Source organism: Hyphomicrobium sp. DMF-1 (genome assembly GCF_027886585.1).
Taxonomy (GTDB): domain Bacteria; phylum Pseudomonadota; class Alphaproteobacteria; order Rhizobiales; family Hyphomicrobiaceae; genus Hyphomicrobium_C; species Hyphomicrobium_C zavarzinii.
Genome location: NZ_CP115706.1, coordinates 2,647,551 through 2,663,146 on the forward strand (window position 1 = coordinate 2,647,551; position 15,596 = coordinate 2,663,146).

Below are 15,596 nucleotides of genomic sequence, written 5' to 3' on the forward strand. Positions count from 1 at the left end.
GGGCAATCTCCCGGCTGCGCTTCGCGCTTGCACAATCGTGGCGGGCAGCATAGTGTGCCTAAATCCAAGGCACCGAGTAGAAGTGATCAAGATATAGGCAAAAGCGGGATACTCGGCTTTGACTTCACTCAAAATCGGCAATCAACCCATTGCAAACAATGTGTTTCTGGCTCCCATGACGGGCGTCAGCGATTTGCCGTTCCGGCAGCTCGCCCACGGGTTCGGCGCCGGACTCGTCGTTTCCGAGATGGTGGCGAGCGCGGAGCTGGTGCAAAGCCGGGCCGATGTGCTCCGTCGTGCCGAGGGTGGTGATCTTACCCCCTTTGTGATGCAACTCGTTGGCTGCGACGCCCGCTGGATGGCGGAAGGGGCGCGGATCGCGGAGGCGAAGGGCGCGCATATCGTCGACATCAACATGGGCTGCCCGGCGCGCGAGGTGACGGGCAAGGCGTCGGGCTCCGCCCTGATGCGCGATCTCGATCACGCGCTGGGCCTCATCGAGGCAGTCGTTGCCGCCGTGAAAGTGCCGGTGACGCTCAAGATGCGGCTCGGCTGGGACGACCGGTCTCGCAATGCGCCCGAGCTTGCGCGCCGCGCCGAGGCGGCGGGCGTTCAGCTCCTCACCGTGCACGGGCGCACGCGTCAGCAATTCTTCAAAGGTAAGGCCGACTGGTCGGCCGTCCGCCCCGTGAAAGAGGCGGTTTCCATTCCGGTCATCGTCAATGGAGACATCGGCACGGTCGAGGATGCGCGCACGGCGCTCTCTCAGTCCGGCGCGGACGGCGTGATGATCGGGCGGGCGGCCTACGGCGCGCCCTGGCTTCTCGGGCGGATCGCGTCCGCGCTCGCCGCCGACACCGAGACGGCCGCTCCCCCGCTCGCGGAGCAGGGGCGGATCGCGCGGGCGCATGTGGAAGCCATGCTCGCCCACTACGGCGAATTCATCGGGCTGCGTAACGCCCGTAAGCACATCGGCTGGTATCTCGAGACGAGCGGCCATCGAGCCAGCTCGCTCAAGGCGTGGCGGCAGCGGCTCTGCACGGAAACGAACTCCGTGCGCGTGCTGGAGCTGCTCGATGCCTTCTACGGAGATGCGCCGGAGGTCGAGGTTTTGGAGAGAGCTGCGTGAGCAAGATCGCTGCCGAGCGTACCATTCCGTTTCCTGGGCCCATCGTGGAGCACGATCTGCTGCTCGCGGCGCTGCCCCATCCGATCCTCGTGATCACGGACGACAACCGGATCGTTTACGGCAACGCGGCGGCTGAATCGTTTCTCTCCACCAGCACCACGATGCTCACGCGCTTCAAGCTCGACGACCTCGTCGCCTTCGGCTGTCCGCTGCTCGCCCTCGTCCAGCAGGTGCGGGAAGGCGGGTCGACGGTCAACGAGTACGGCGTCGAGATGGCGAGCCCGAAGTTCGCGGCGCCCAAGCTGGTCGACGTCTACGCCGGTCCGATGAGCGAGGGCGCTCATCTCATCGTCATCATGCTTCAGCAGCGCTCCATGGCGCAGATGATCGAGCGGCAGCTCACGCACCGGGCGGCGGCGCGGTCGGTCTCGGGCATGGCGGCCGTGCTCGCGCACGAGATCAAGAACCCGCTGTCAGGCATCAAGGGCGCGGCGCAGCTTCTCGAGCAGAACCTCTCGGACGAAGACCGTGTGCTGTCGCAGCTCATCTGCTCGGAGACGGAGCGCATCCGCAATCTCGTGAACCGGATGGAGGTGTTCGGCGACGAGCGGCCGCTCACCAAGGAGCCGGTCAACATTCACGACGTTCTCAATCATGTGCGCAGGCTCGGGGAATCGGGCTTCGCGCGCGGCGTGCGCATCATCGAGGATTACGATCCCTCGCTGCCGCCCATTCCCGGCAATCGCGACAAGCTGGTGCAGGCGTTCCTGAACCTTCTCAAGAATGCTGCGGAAGCGATCGGCGACAACGAGGACGGGCAGGGGCGCATCATCATGCAGACCTCGTTCCGGCCGGGCGTGCGGCTTTCGGTTCCAGGAACGGATGCCCGCATCAGCCTGCCTCTCATGATCCAGATCGAGGACAACGGCTCGGGCGTTCCCGACCACATGAAGCCGCATCTCTTCGATCCTTTCGTCACCACCAAGCATAACGGCACGGGTCTCGGCCTCGCGCTCGTCGCCAAGATCATCGGCGATCACGGCGGCATCATCGAATGCGACAGCGAGGCCAAGCGTACGGTGTTTCGCGTTCTCCTGCCGATGCAAGACCGCACACGAAAAGATGGCGCCGTTCCGCGGCCCGTTCCCGCTAACGACAGGAGAGGTTGACCCCGATGGCCCGTGGCACCGTTCTCATTGCCGACGACGACACCGCGATCCGCACGGTTCTGAACCAGGCGCTCGCGAGAGCCGGGTATGCGCCGCGCGCGACCGGAAACGCCGCAACGCTCTGGCGCTGGGTAAGCCAGGGCGAGGGCGACGTGGTGATCACCGACGTGGTGATGCCCGACGAAAACGCCTTCGATCTCATCCCGCGCATCAAGAAGGCCCGGCCCGAGCTGCCGATCATCGTGATGAGCGCGCAGAACACGCTGATGACGGCGCTGACGGCGGCAGAGAAGGGGGCTTACGAATATCTGCCGAAGCCCTTCGACCTTTCCGAGGTGGTTGCAGTCGTCGGACGTGCGCTCGCGGGACAGGGACGTCGTCCGCGCGCGGCCACGTCACCCGAGATGGAGAGCGAGGAGCTGCCGCTGATCGGCCGCTCGCCCGCCATGCAGGAGATCTACCGCGCGCTCGCGCGCCTCACCCAGACCGACCTCACCGTCACGATCCAGGGCGAGAGCGGCACGGGCAAGGAGCTCGTGGCGCGCGTGCTGCACGATTACGGCAAGCGCCGGCAGGGGCCGTTCGTTGCCATCAACATGGCGGCCATCCCGCGCGAGCTGATCGAGAGCGAGCTTTTCGGGCACGAGAAGGGTGCGTTCACGGGCGCGCAGACGCGTACGCCCGGCCGCTTCGAGCAGGCCGAAGGCGGCACGCTGTTCCTCGACGAGATCGGCGACATGCCGCTCGAAGCCCAGACACGCCTTCTGCGCGTGCTGCAGCAGGGCGAGTATACAACTGTGGGCGGGCGTACGCCGATCAAGACCAACGTGCGGATCATCGCGGCGACGCACCGGGATCTCAGAAGCCAGATCCAGCAGGGGCTCTTCCGTGAGGACCTCTACTATCGCCTGAACGTGGTGCCGCTTCGCCTCCCGCCGCTGCGTGAGCGCGTGGAGGACATCGGCGATCTCGTCCGGCACTTTCTGCGTCAGGCCGCACGCGAAGGCCTCGGCCAGAAATCCATCGAGACGGCGGCGATCGAGCGGCTCAAGGCGCATCCGTGGCCCGGCAACGTGCGCGAGCTCGAAAACTTCGTACGGCGCGTCGGGGCGCTCTATACCCAGGATACGCTGACCCAGCAGATCATCGAGCAGGAGCTGGCGGAGGTTCTGCCCAAGCGTAGCGCGACGTCCGACAGCGAGCCGAAGGACTTCACCGAGCTGGTGGAGCGTTATCTCGCGCAGTACTTCGCGGGCTTTGGCAAGGAGCTGCCGCCGCCGGGGCTCTATGACCGGGTCATCCGGCAGGTGGAGTATCCGCTTCTGTCGGCGGCGCTCACGGCGACGCGGGGCAATCAGATCCGGGCGGCGGAGCTCCTGGGCCTCAACCGCAACACGCTTCGCAGCCGCATCAAGGCGCTCGACATTCGCGTGTTCAGGACGCCGATGCCGTAGGGGGGGCGGGGCCTTCTCCTCTCGTGTCCAGACGCGGGCCTGCGCCTGGACGTGTCCGTCTGCGCTGCGACCCTCCAAAAAGAAGCGCGGGCTAAAGCTTGCATGGGTGCCGGGTCCGTGCGGAGCACGGATTCGCCATGATGCCGGCATGACGTTCAGTTTGTGGGCGATGCCGGAAATGCGACGGTCGCAACAAGGCATGGTCTCGTGCAGGCCCAGGCTCGAGTCCGTGGCTCCATGCCATCGCCTATGCAACGCGTTTCGCAACAGGACGCGTTGCAGGCTTGCACACAAGTCGTTAAGTCGCACCAATTGCGTCGCAGGAATGTCACAGTTACAGTGTCACTTGTGCCCGGCACACGTCAGGGCCGTTGCCGAAATGGCAAGAATGCTGCGTCCGCCGCGAATGTTCGTGGTCGGAGAGTAACACTCGCGCAGAGTTCGTGTGCACAGCAGTAACGGAAGGTAGAATGGGCGGTAGAGGCACCACGAGCGAGGCCGAGTGGACGGACGGTGCTGCGTCTCCGCTTCTGGACCTCACCGACCGCGCGTTCTGGACGGGACTCGTCGTCGTCGTCCTTTCGCTCATCTCGGCGCTTGCGACCTATCTCATCCTGACGGGTCTCACGCCTGTCGCGCCGCGCGACGACATCGTGCTCGGTGCGCTGCTCATCAATCTCATTCTGATCGCCGCAATGATCGCGGTGATCGCGTGGCAGGGCTACGGCATGTGGCGCGCGTGGCGCGCCAAGCTCGCGGGCGCCCGTCTGCACGTGCGCATCGTGCTGCTGTTCTCGATCATCGCGGCGCTGCCCGCGATGCTGCTCGCAGTCGCGGCCACCACCACGTTCTCGCGCTCGCTCGATAGCTGGTTCTCGACGCGAACCCGCGCCATCATCAACAACTCGGTCGAGGTGGCGCAGGCCTACGTCGACGAGCACGGACAGCTTCTGCGCACGGATCTCGCGAACATGGTTCGCGACGTCGATTCCGCGGCCGACCATATTCCGGCGGACTCGCCCGAATTCCGGCAGCACATCATCGCGCAGGCGGGTCTGCGCGACATTCCCGCAGCCTATGTGATCGATGCCAACGGCGATCCCGTCATCGCCGCGCTCGAGGATCAGGCTCAGCCGTTCACGCCGGTGCCTTATCCGTATCTGGCTCAAGCGAAGAACGGGCAAGTGGCGCTGTTCACGCCCTCCGGCACCGCGCAGGTATCGGGCGTCGCGAAGCTCAGCCGCTATCCGGACCGTTTCCTCTATGTCTCGCGGCTTCTGAGCCCGAAGGTCGTAGGGCATTTGCAGCGAACGGCGCAGAGCGTCGACGAGTACAACCGGCTGCGTGCGGCGCGCGGCGGTCTCAAGTTCGCGCACGGCCTCATCTACACGATGATCTCGATGACGGCGCTGCTGGCCGCCATCTGGGTCGGCCTCTGGTTCGCGAGCCGGTTCGTTTCCCCCATTCGCCGCCTGATCGCGGCCGCGCAACAGGTCTCGCGCGGCAACCTGGCCGTGGAACTGCCCGAGCGGCGCGGCGAGGGCGATCTCCGCCGCCTCTCTACAACTTTCAACACGATGACGCGGGAGCTGAAACACCAGCGCGACGCGCTCGTGATGGCCAACGAGCAGCTTCTGGACCGGCGCCGTTTCATGGAGGCGGTGCTGTCGGGTGTGTCGGCTGGCGTGATCGGCCTCGACAGCCAGGATCGCATCACACTCGTCTCGCGCGCGGCCGAGGAGCTTCTTGCCACCACCGAGGCCGCCGTCGTCGGAAAGAAGCTCGTCGAGGCGTTGCCGATGTTCGCGCCCGCGCTCGAACGGCGTGACGAGCAGGGCCTCAAGGTGCGCGGGGCTCAGGAGATTTCCGTCACCATCGGCGACGACGAGCGCACGTTCGCGGTGCGTGTCACGCGCGAGCGGGCAGGGCCGGGCGACGTGGGCTCGGTCATGACGTTCGACGACATCACCGAGCTCGTTTCGGCGCAACGCACGTCGGCCTGGGCGGACGTGGCGCGGCGCATCGCGCACGAGATCAAGAACCCGCTCACGCCGATCATTCTTTCGGCCGAGCGCATCCGGCGCAAGTACGGCAAGGTGATCGTCGACGACCGCGAGACGTTCGACAAGCTCACCGCGACCATCGAACGGCAGGCGGGCGACATCAAGACGATGGTGGACGAGTTCGCCTCGTTCGCGCGCATTCCGAAGCCCGTCATGGAGAACAACGATCTCAAGGACGCGGTGCAGGATTCCGTGATCCTGTTCCGGGAAAGCCACGGCGGCGTGGTCTACGGCCTCAAGCTTCCCGAGCGGCCGCTTCTCGCCTCCTTCGACCGCCGGCTTCTCACGCAGGCGGTGACCAACCTCGTGAAGAACGCAACCGAGGCGGTGGAGACCGCGGCGGATGCGGAGCCCGGACGCCAGGGACGGGTAGACGTGGAAGTGCGCATCGACAACACGATGGTGGCGATCGAGGTGTCGGACAACGGTCCAGGCCTTCCGAAGACCAACCGCTCCCGCCTGCTCGAGCCCTATGTGACCACCAAGGGCCACAAGGGCACGGGCCTTGGGCTCGCCATCGTACAGAAAATTATCGAACAGCACGGCGGGCAGCTCATCCTGGATGACGCCCCCGTGACCCCGACACGCAGCTCCGGCGCGCGCGTGACGCTCTCGCTTCCGCTTTCGATCCTGACACCTCAGGCCGGGTCGCAAGCGGAGGAGATCGAGCCCAAGCGCGCGGCCGGGGGCCGAGAGATTTGACGCGAACAAAGATTGCTTTGAGGAGTTGAGAGATGGCTGCAGACATCCTGATCGTCGATGACGAGGCGGATATCCGAGAACTGGTCGCGGGCATTCTCGAGGACGAGGGACATCGCACGCGGCTCGCCCGTGACAGCGACGAGGCGCTGCGCATCATCGAGGAGCGCCGTCCGCAGCTCGTCATTCTCGATATCTGGCTGCAGGGCAGCAGGCTCGACGGCCTCGAAGTGCTGTCGGTGATCAAGCGCACCTATCCGGACCTGCCGGTCGTCATCATCTCCGGACACGGCAACGTCGAGACGGCCGTCACGGCGATCAAGCGAGGCGCTTACGATTACATCGAGAAGCCGTTCAAGGCGGACCGCCTCGTGCTCGTGACGCTGCGCGCGCTCGAAGCCTCGCAGCTCAAGCGCGAGGTGCGCGAGCTCAAGGAGCGCTCGACGGTCTCGGCGGAAATGATCGGCAAGTCGCCGGCGATCAACCAGCTCAAGAGCGCGATCGATCGTCTTGCACCGACCAACAGCCGCATTCTGATCCGTGGCGCCTCGGGCGCCGGCAAGGAGCTGGCTGCGCGGCTCCTGCACCAGAAATCGCATCGTGCGGACGGGCCGTTCATCGTGCTCAATGCGGCCTCGATGGCGCCGGATCGCGTGGAGGAGGAGCTGTTCGGCACCGAGGATCGCTCGGGCGGGCCGCGCAAGGTCGGCGCGCTCGAGGAAGCGCATGTCGGCACGCTCTACATCGACGAAGTGGCGGACATGCCGCTCGAGACGCAGGGCAAGGTGCTGCGCGTGCTGGTCGAGCAGAAATTCCAGCGCATCGGCGGCGCGCAGAAGGTCTCGGTCGATGTCCGCATCGTCTCCTCGACCAGCCGCGACATCGAGCGCGACATGAGTGAGGGCCGTTTCCGCGAGGACCTCTATCATCGCCTCAACGTGGTGCCGCTTCGGGTGCCGAGCCTCGCGGAGCGGCGCGAGGACATTCCCGACCTCATCCAGTATTTCGTCACTCAGCTTTCGCAGGCGTCCGGGCTTTCGCCGCGCCGCATCGGCGAGGATGCGATCGCGGTTCTGCAGGCGCACGACTGGCCGGGCAACGTGCGCGAGCTTCGCAACAACATCGAGCGCCTGATGATCCTCGCGGGCGGCGATCCCGGCGCGGTGATCACGGCGGACATGCTTCCGGAGGAGATCGGCTCCAACGTGCCGCTGCCGGTGAACGGCGGTGCGGAGCATCTGATGTCGCTGCCGCTGCGCGAGGCGCGCGAGATCTTCGAGCGTGAATACCTGCTGGCGCAGATCAACCGCTTCGGCGGCAACATCTCGCGCACGGCAGAGTTCGTCGGCATGGAGCGCTCGGCGCTGCATCGCAAGCTGCGCGCGCTCGGCGTCTCGTCGGATCAGCGCGGCGCCGAGATGAAGATCGGCTGAGGCGAGCGTTCCGCCTTGCCCGCCTACACATCTATTTTTCTCAAGAGGGATACCTTGGCATAATCTTTGAGACGTGTCTGGGCACCGGCCTTCGCCAGTGTGACGTCGAATTTCGGCGATCGGTCGACCCACTATAAACGTCATCCCGACGGAGGTCGGGATCCGGTCACGCTGCTGCATCAGACATGGACAGAGCTATGCGAATGCATCCTTCGGGAGAGGTGAATAGGCGGCGTTATTTTATCGCCTCTCCCCGCCGGGGAGGGGTCGGAAGCGACTGCAAATCGCTTCCGGGCGAGTGGGGAGCGCGGCGTTCGACATCTCATTCAAGGGGCAGGGCATGACGCGCGTCGTCTACGTCAATGGGCGGTATCTTCCCTATGCCGAGGCCGGCGTTCACGTGGAGGATCGGGGCTTCCAGTTTGCCGATGCGATCTACGAGGTGTGCGAGGTGAACGGCGGACGTCTCGTCGACGAGACGCGCCACATGGACCGCCTCGAGCGCTCGCTCGGTGAACTGCGTATTCCGCTGCCGATGTCCCGCCGGGCCCTGGGGCTTATTCTGCGCGAGGTCATCCGGCGCAATCGCGTGGAGACGGGCCTCGTCTATCTGCAGGTGACGCGCGGGACCGCGCCCCGCGATTTTCCTTTTCCGGCGGCTGGCGCGACGAGCCCGACGGTGGTGTGCCTCGCTCGCCGCGTCGACGGCACCAAGCGGGAAGCCCGGGCGGAAGGCGGCATCGCCGTGAAGACCATGCCGGACATCCGCTGGGGACGTTGCGACATCAAGACGGTCATGCTGCTGCCCGCCGTGCTCGCCAAGGAAGCCGCGGCGGCCGATGGCGCTCAGGAAGCGTGGCTGGTCGATTCCGACGGTTTCATTACGGAGGGGGCTTCCAGCAACGCCTGGATCGTCGACAAGGCCGGCACGCTCATCACGAGACCCACCGGAAATGCAATCCTGCCCGGCGTCACGCGCAGATCACTTCTTGACGTCCTCAGTCGGGAAAATATCCCGCTCGTAGAGCGCCCCTTCTCCGTTGACGAAGCAATTTCGGCGCGAGAGGCGTTCATTACGTCAGCTTCCGGCACCGTAATGCCCGTTGTGAGGATCAATGGAGTGTCCATTGGCAACGGTTATCCTGGAGATCTGACACGTCGTCTGCGCTCAAAGTTTCATCAGGCTGTCGAATTTTCCCGCTGAGTGCGACTGAGATCAATTCTGCGTGTTGTCCGTGCCGGTTCTCGCGCTTATTGTCCTGCAATCAAGATATGTTAGGTGCTCCCGAGTCACGAGTTGCTCGGCGTGCCCATGGCTTGTTGGGTGACGACGGAGCTATCAACCGACGCCCAAGATCAAAGTCCACGAAGAGGCTAAAAAAGAAGAGGCAACAAACTATGGCCGCAGATCGCGCTCAGAACCTTCAGGACACGTTTCTCAATCACGTTCGCAAGAGCAAAACGCCTCTCACCATTTTTCTCGTCAACGGTGTCAAGCTACAGGGCATCGTGACGTGGTTCGATAATTTTTGCGTCCTCTTGCGCCGCGACGGTCACTCGCAGCTCGTTTATAAGCATGCGATATCGACCATCATGCCGGGTGCTCCGGTCCATCTCATGGAAGCGGAGACAGACGGTCAGCAAGGGTGAGCACGTCCCATCGACCGCACGATGAAGCCGGGATCAAATCCGGCAGCGCATAACCCTAAAGAGCAGGGTTCCAAGGATCAGGCTACGACACAGGCGGACGCAATGCGGACGCTGGTGCTCGTTCCTGTGCTCACGCGTTTGCGCACGGCCTCGTTCGAGGGAGGCGGCTCCAGGGCCGAGCGTGCGCCTTCGCTTCATTCGCCCGAGGACCGTCTCGCCGAAGCCAAGGGGCTTGCCGAGGCGATCGATCTCGATGTGATCGACGCCAGGCTCGTCACCATCGCGGAGCCGAAGCCGGGGACGCTGTTCGGATCGGGCAAGGTGGAAGAGATCAAAGAGCTCGTGGCCGAGAAGGCCGTTGGGCTCGTGATCGTCGATCACGCCATCAGCCCGGTGCAGCAGCGTAATCTCGAACGCGCCTGGAATGCGAAGGTGCTGGATCGCACGGGACTCATTCTCGAAATCTTCGGCCGGCGCGCGCGGACGCGGGAAGGCCGCCTGCAGGTGGAGCTGGCGCATCTCACCTATCAGAAGGGCCGTCTCGTCCGTGCCTGGACCCATCTCGAGCGCCAGCGCGGCGGGCGCGGCTTTCTCGGCGGCCCCGGCGAAGCGCAGATCGAGCTCGACCGCCGTATGCTCGACGAGCGGATCATCGCGATCCGCCGTGAGCTCGAAGGCGTGGTGCGCACGCGCGAATTGCATCGCAAGGGACGGCGGAAGGTGCCGTATCCGATCGTTGCCATCGTGGGCTACACGAACGCCGGCAAGTCGACGCTGTTCAACCGCGTGGCCGGCGCGGGTGTGCTGGCGATGGACCAGGTGTTCGCAACGCTCGATCCCACCATGCGTGAGGTGCGGCTGCGCTCCGGCCGCCGGATCATTCTGTCGGATACGGTCGGCTTCATTTCCGACCTGCCGACACAACTCGTGGCCGCGTTCCGCGCTACGCTCGAAGAGGTGATCGAGGCTGATCTCATCCTGCACGTGCGCGACATCGCGCATGCGGAAACGGAAGCTCAAGCGCAGGACGTCGAGCAGGTGCTCAAGGATCTCGGCGTCGACACCGTCGCTGCCGACGGATCTATCCTGGAGGTTTGGAACAAGATCGATCTCCTGTCTCCCGACGCCCGCGACGAAGCGATGGCCGCAGCCCGCTTCCGCACGCCGCAGCCGGTCATGATCTCGGCGGTGACCGGACAAGGCCTCGACCAGCTGCTCGACCGGATCGACTCACGTCTTGGGCAGGGCGACGAGATCATGACCGTGACCGTTCCCGCCAAAGAAGGCCGTCTGATCGCCTGGCTGCACGAGCATGGGGACGTGCTCGAACAGGCGAGCGACGAGGAAGGAACCGTGACCGCGCGCGTGCGGATCGCGTCCGAGAAGAAGCTCAGGCTGATGCACGAGTTGAAGCGCGCCGGGCTCCCGCTGCCGTGAGACCGTCTCGCGCGTAGGGCCCGCCACTCCCCGTCCGCGTTGAAAGGGAGTACACTGCGCAATCCCGGAGGCGGACCGGAGGGGCGCGTCCATGACGACCTTCAAGACCGAGTGCTGCATTGCTGGCGGAGGGCCGGCGGGTCTGATGGCGGGCTATCTTCTCGCGCGTGCCGGCGTGCAGGTGATCGTGCTCGAGAAGCACGGGGATTTTCTGCGCGATTTTCGCGGCGATACCGTGCATCCCTCGACGCTCGACATCATGGACGAGCTGGGGTTGCTCGACCGGTTTCTGAAACTTCCGCACCAGAAGGTGGAGAAGCTTACCGGGCTCGTCGGCGATACGCCCGTCGCGATCGCGGATTTCACCCATTTGCCGGTGCGGGCGAAGTACATCGCGCTCATGCCGCAATGGGATTTTCTCAACTTCCTGGCGGAGGAGGGGAAGCGCTATCCGGGCTTCGACGTTCTGATGAAAACCGAGGCCACCGATGTCATCGAGGCCGACGGATCCGTCGTCGGCGTGCGGGCGAGGGGAGACGACGGCACCTCTCGGGACATTCTCGCCGATGTCGTGATCGCAGCGGACGGGCGCGGCTCGGTGCTCCGTGACAGGGCGGGGCTCACCGTCGAGGATCTCGGCGCGCCAATGGATGCGCTCTGGTTCAAGGTTCCGGCCCATCCGGACGATTCCGATCAGACCATGGGGCGGTTCGGGGCCGGTTACATTCTCGTGCAGCTCTTTCGCGGCGACTATTGGCAGTGCGCCTACGTCATTCCCAAAGGCGCGCTCGGCAACATCCAAGCCAAGGGCATCGAAGCCTTCCGCGACTTGATTTTCGAAGCCGGTCCCTTCGACCGGGAACGCCTGAAGGCGATCCGCTCGTGGGACGACGTGAAGCTGCTGACGGTGCGGGTGGACCGGCTCAAGACCTGGTACCGGCCCGGCTTTCTCGCCATAGGGGACGCGGCCCACGCCATGAGTCCGATCGGCGGCGTGGGCGTGAACCTCGCGGTGCAGGACGCGGTGGCGGCGGCCAACCAGCTCGCGCGTCCGCTGCGGGAGGGAACGGTGAGCGTGTCCGATCTCGAAGCTGTACAGACGCGCCGGATGTTTCCGACGCGTGTCATCCAGGCGATCCAGGTTGCCGCGCAGAACAACATCATAGGGCCGACGCTGCGGTTGAAGGAGAAGCCAACGCCGCCGTTCGCGCTGCGCCTGATGCAGCGTTTTCCGGTGCTACGCCGCATTCCGGCGCGCGTGCTCGGTCTCGGCGTGCGCCGCGAGCACGTCGCCGAATTCATCCGCGACGCGAAGGGATAGAGCGGGCTTCTTCCGATCAGGATGGGTCCGGCGTGCGCTCCAGCGCCTTGGCTTCGTCCCAGAGGGCATCCATCTCGGCGAGCGTCGAGCTTTCCGGCGTCCGGCTCTGCTCGGCCAGGCGTTGCTCGATGTGGCGGAAGCGGCGGGTGAATTTGTCGTTTGCCGCGCGGAGGGCGGCCTCGGGATCGATCTTGAGGTGACGCGCCACGTTCGCCATCACGAAGAGGAGATCGCCCAACTCCTCCTCGATCTTCGCCGTCAGCGCCGGGCTGCGATCGGGTGCAGACGCGCGCGGATCGGCGGGCACGGCCACCTCCTCCAGCTCCGCCATTTCCTCGCGCATCTTGTCGAAGACGGGGGCCAGAGACGGCCAGTCGAATCCGACCTTCGCTGCTTTGTCCTGCAACTTGACGGCGCGCATCAGGGCCGGAAGACCGAGCGAGACATCGGCAAGCAGGCCTTCTCCACGCCGGCCGGTTGGGAGGGCCTCCGCAGAGCGCGGCTCGCGCGAAGCCGGCAAGGCAGCACGCTCTTTCGCTTTCGCGGCGCGCTCCTCGGCCTTGATCCTGGTCCAGAAGCCGGGCGCGGCACCGGCAGCGCGCTCCTCCTCGGTGCCGAATACGTGCGGATGGCGGCGGATCATCTTCGCGGTGATGGCCTCGACGACGTCGCCGAATGCGAACGCGCTCTGCTCCTCGGCCATGCGTGCGTGATAGGCGACCTGCAGGAGAAGATCGCCCAGCTCGTCCTTGAGGTCCGGCAGGTCGCGGCGCGCGATGGCGTCCGCGACCTCGTAAGCCTCCTCAATGGTGTAAGGCGCGATGGTTTCGAACGTCTGCTCGAGATCCCACGGGCATCCCGTCACGGGCGTACGGAGCGCGGCCATGATCTCGAGGAGGCGCGCGATGTCTTTCGAAGGTGTCATTGGAACGTTCTTGTCAGCCTCTGAACTCGGGCCGACCCTAACGGAGCGGGTGCTATGTGGCGAGTGCCGGCTGGCGCATTTTGCGCGGAAGAAGCGGGGCAGGGGCCAACGCAAGAACGAGCGCCAGGGGGATCAGCCATCCAAGCCACGTGGCGCACGCGTACACGGGATCGAACGGCAGGTCCCAGGAAGTGACGGCTGCCGTCGTGAGGCGCACCCAGATGGCGCCGGAGGCGACCGCGGCCATGGCCAGCATCAGCGTGGCGTGGCGGGCATAGTCCTTGGCGCGGATGGCGCGGACACCTTCGGCAATGAGTGCGAGCCAGACGAGCCCTTGTGCGGCAAAACCGATGCGGGCCGGGAGGACGGAGGTGCTTTCGTAAGCGACCGGAAAGGAGGTGAGCGCGCCCGCGATCACGAGCATGGCCGTGAGGCGTCCCAGCGGGCGATGCCAGGAACGGTAGCGGCGCAACGCGATCACGGCCGGCATCAGCACCAGCGCCGCGCCGGAGGCGAGCATGTGGATCTGGAAGATGCCCGGTAGCTTTTCGTTCACCAGATGCAGGTTGAAAGGAAGCGGCAGGGCACCCACGCCTTCGATCACGGCTACGACGCCGGTTGGCACGGCGAGAGCGACCAGAACGGCGCCAGCCAGGAACACGGCGAGCCGCGACACAAATTTGCCCGGGCGGGCTGATTTGATCGGAACCGTGATCAATTTTTCGGAGGCTGCAAGGCGCGTCATGGTGAGTTTGAAAACCCGGGCCGGTCGTATCGTGTCGCGTGGGACTGCTTCAAGCTTTGCCGTACTTTGTGTTCTGGCTGCGGCGGGCGCGGCGCTCGCCGGAGACGCCGCAAGCCCTCCATCCGGCGGCGACGCTGTGATCGATATCTCGGGACGCTGGGAAGGACGAAGCTACGAGCTTGCGCGGACGAAGGACTGCGCGGAGAAGCCATGCACGCTTACCCTCGATGTGGCGCGATGCGCCGCCGGCTGGTGCGGAGTGGAGGTGCTGGACGCCGGTAGAAAGTGCGGCAGCACAGCGCTCAAACTCGACGCGGGCGAGCGGAGCGCCATCAGCGGCAACACGCTTTTCAAGGGCAAGCTCGAGCTGGCTCAAGGCACGGAGCCCTATGTCGTGGAGGTGAGCCTGATCAACTGGTCCGGTGACGAGCCCAAGACGCAGCTTCACATTACTGGCGATACGGGTGGGGAGTTCCGCATGTTCCGCCGCACCTTCCCGTTCAACGCCACGCTCGCGCGCTCGGGCGATGCGCACTGCCGCCCGGAGAGCACAGTCTCGCTTCTCGATTGAGGGCACGGCGCTCGTTCCGTTGTCTTGACGCGCAGCTTCGCGTTACATCTTGCGGTGCTTCCGAGCCTGTACGAGCGGTTTTGGCCGCCTGTCCTTCCGGAGGCGTGTTTCGGAGCGCCGCCTGCCTCTCATGATCGTCATTCGCATCCTCCTCAACGGACTGATCATGGCGGCCGAGATTGGTGCGGTCGCGGCCGTCGCTTGGCTTGGCTACGTACACCCGTTCCTGTTTGCGGCGTTCACCGCGGCGCTGAGCTTCGCCCTGGGCCTCCGGCTCGAGATCAAGCGTCTTTCGTTCGAGCTGCCGTTCTATTTCGAGGGCGCGCGGTCGCCGCGTATCCTCCTCGTCGGGCTGGTCGGCTTTGTGGAAGCGCTGATGAAGGGGGTGCTGGCCGGGCTCGCCGCGCTGTTCACCTTCGCAGGCACCGACAGCACACGGCTGTTCTGGGTGGCCGTCGTCTTCGGCGTTACGACCTATGCGGGGTCGGCAGCGCTCAGGGCGCTCTCGGTGTCGCTCAGGGCTCAGCCCTGGCGCTGGGGCTACTTCAGGCTGGCGCCGCCGCTGGGGCTCGCATTCTCCGCTGGCCTCGCGATGCTGGCGGCGGTCGGTGTGCTGCACGCGACCAGCGTAGGTGAGATCGGGTGGAAGCTCGTCTGGGAGCTTCCACAGAAGCCGTCTGTCAGCCAGGTGAGCGAGCTCTTCTTCCAGCTCAAGCAGGCGTTCGACGATTTCATCGTCACGCTCTTGCGGGCGGTGATGAGCGAGGAGTGGGCGCGGGTGGTCGGCATCGTGGTCAGCGTGAACGTGCTGACCGGTTTCGTCGCCGCCGTTTATGCGGCGGTGATCGCAGCGTGCGTGCGGGCAGCCGAGGAACAGCTGCCGTGAGCGGCTGGGCGGGGTGGAGCTTCGCGCCCGGCTATCGCAGTGGAACTTTCCGGGGGAGCTTTCCGGCTCGTCTTGAGGCCCAAAGCAGCGCCCATCCCATGGCCGCCGCGTCCA

13 protein-coding genes are annotated in these 15,596 nt (G+C 65.2%); 11 read left to right on the forward strand and 2 right to left on the reverse strand.

The genetic code is table 11. From position 1 onward, the window contains the following. Nucleotides 1-118: 118 nt before the first annotated feature. The 9 genes from dusB (at nt 119) to PE058_RS12125 (ending at nt 12,355) form a co-directional block, all read left to right on the forward strand. Nucleotides 119-1,129: a tRNA dihydrouridine synthase DusB gene (dusB, locus tag PE058_RS12085; RefSeq protein WP_271028502.1), complete on the forward strand. Its 1,011-nt coding sequence runs from the start codon at nt 119-121 to the stop codon at nt 1,127-1,129. Continuing rightward, the gene (locus tag PE058_RS12090) at nt 1,126-2,298 is read left to right on the forward strand and encodes an ATP-binding protein (RefSeq protein ID WP_020087699.1); all 1,173 of its coding nucleotides are present in this window, start codon (nt 1,126-1,128) and stop codon (nt 2,296-2,298) included. The genes dusB and PE058_RS12090 overlap by 4 nt, the downstream gene beginning before the upstream one ends. A 5-nt stretch (nt 2,299-2,303) precedes the next feature. Further along, a complete protein-coding gene (gene ntrC / locus PE058_RS12095) occupies nt 2,304-3,752 on the forward strand; it encodes a nitrogen regulation protein NR(I) (RefSeq protein ID WP_020087698.1) in 1,449 nt (482 codons plus the stop codon). Nucleotides 3,753-4,222: 470 nt separating this feature from the next. After that, nucleotides 4,223-6,517, forward strand: coding sequence for a sensor histidine kinase NtrY-like (locus PE058_RS12100; RefSeq protein ID WP_020087697.1), 2,295 nt, complete (start codon nt 4,223-4,225; stop codon nt 6,515-6,517). Nucleotides 6,518-6,549: 32 nt separating this feature from the next. Continuing rightward, nucleotides 6,550-7,947, forward strand: coding sequence for a nitrogen assimilation response regulator NtrX (ntrX, locus tag PE058_RS12105; protein WP_271028503.1), 1,398 nt, complete (start codon nt 6,550-6,552; stop codon nt 7,945-7,947). 340 nt (nt 7,948-8,287) lie between these two features. Beyond that, nucleotides 8,288-9,151, forward strand: coding sequence for a D-amino-acid transaminase (locus PE058_RS12110; protein WP_026868291.1), 864 nt, complete (start codon nt 8,288-8,290; stop codon nt 9,149-9,151). Between the two features lie 194 nt (nt 9,152-9,345). Continuing rightward, nucleotides 9,346-9,597 carry an RNA chaperone Hfq gene (gene hfq / locus PE058_RS12115; protein WP_020087694.1) on the forward strand — a complete coding sequence of 84 codons (252 nt, stop codon included), beginning with the start codon at nt 9,346-9,348 and terminating at the stop codon, nt 9,595-9,597. 102 nt (nt 9,598-9,699) lie between these two features. After that, entirely contained in the window at nt 9,700-11,034 is a 1,335-nt protein-coding gene (hflX, locus tag PE058_RS12120) for a GTPase HflX (protein ID WP_271030614.1), read from the forward strand. A 91-nt stretch (nt 11,035-11,125) separates the two neighbouring features. Further along, nucleotides 11,126-12,355, forward strand: a complete 1,230-nt coding sequence (locus PE058_RS12125) for an FAD-dependent oxidoreductase (RefSeq protein WP_271028504.1) — start codon at nt 11,126-11,128, stop codon at nt 12,353-12,355. Between the two features lie 16 nt (nt 12,356-12,371). On the opposite strand, the gene mazG is transcribed toward PE058_RS12125, so the two are convergent. Both mazG and PE058_RS12135 read right to left on the reverse strand, forming a co-directional pair. After that, nucleotides 12,372-13,280 (reverse strand): nucleoside triphosphate pyrophosphohydrolase, encoded by a 909-nt coding sequence (gene mazG / locus PE058_RS12130; RefSeq protein WP_271028505.1) that lies wholly within the window; start codon nt 13,278-13,280, stop codon nt 12,372-12,374. Between the two features lie 52 nt (nt 13,281-13,332). Beyond that, nucleotides 13,333-14,025, reverse strand: coding sequence for a DUF2306 domain-containing protein (locus PE058_RS12135; protein WP_271028506.1), 693 nt, complete (start codon nt 14,023-14,025; stop codon nt 13,333-13,335). Here PE058_RS12135 and PE058_RS12140 point away from each other — a divergent pair. Then, nucleotides 14,024-14,596 carry a hypothetical protein gene (locus tag PE058_RS12140; protein ID WP_271028507.1) on the forward strand — a complete coding sequence of 191 codons (573 nt, stop codon included), beginning with the start codon at nt 14,024-14,026 and terminating at the stop codon, nt 14,594-14,596. The two genes, PE058_RS12135 and PE058_RS12140, sit on opposite strands and share 2 nt — an antisense overlap. A 130-nt stretch (nt 14,597-14,726) precedes the next feature. Continuing rightward, entirely contained in the window at nt 14,727-15,482 is a 756-nt protein-coding gene (locus PE058_RS12145) for a hypothetical protein (RefSeq protein ID WP_271028508.1), read from the forward strand. Nucleotides 15,483-15,596 lie beyond the last annotated feature (114 nt).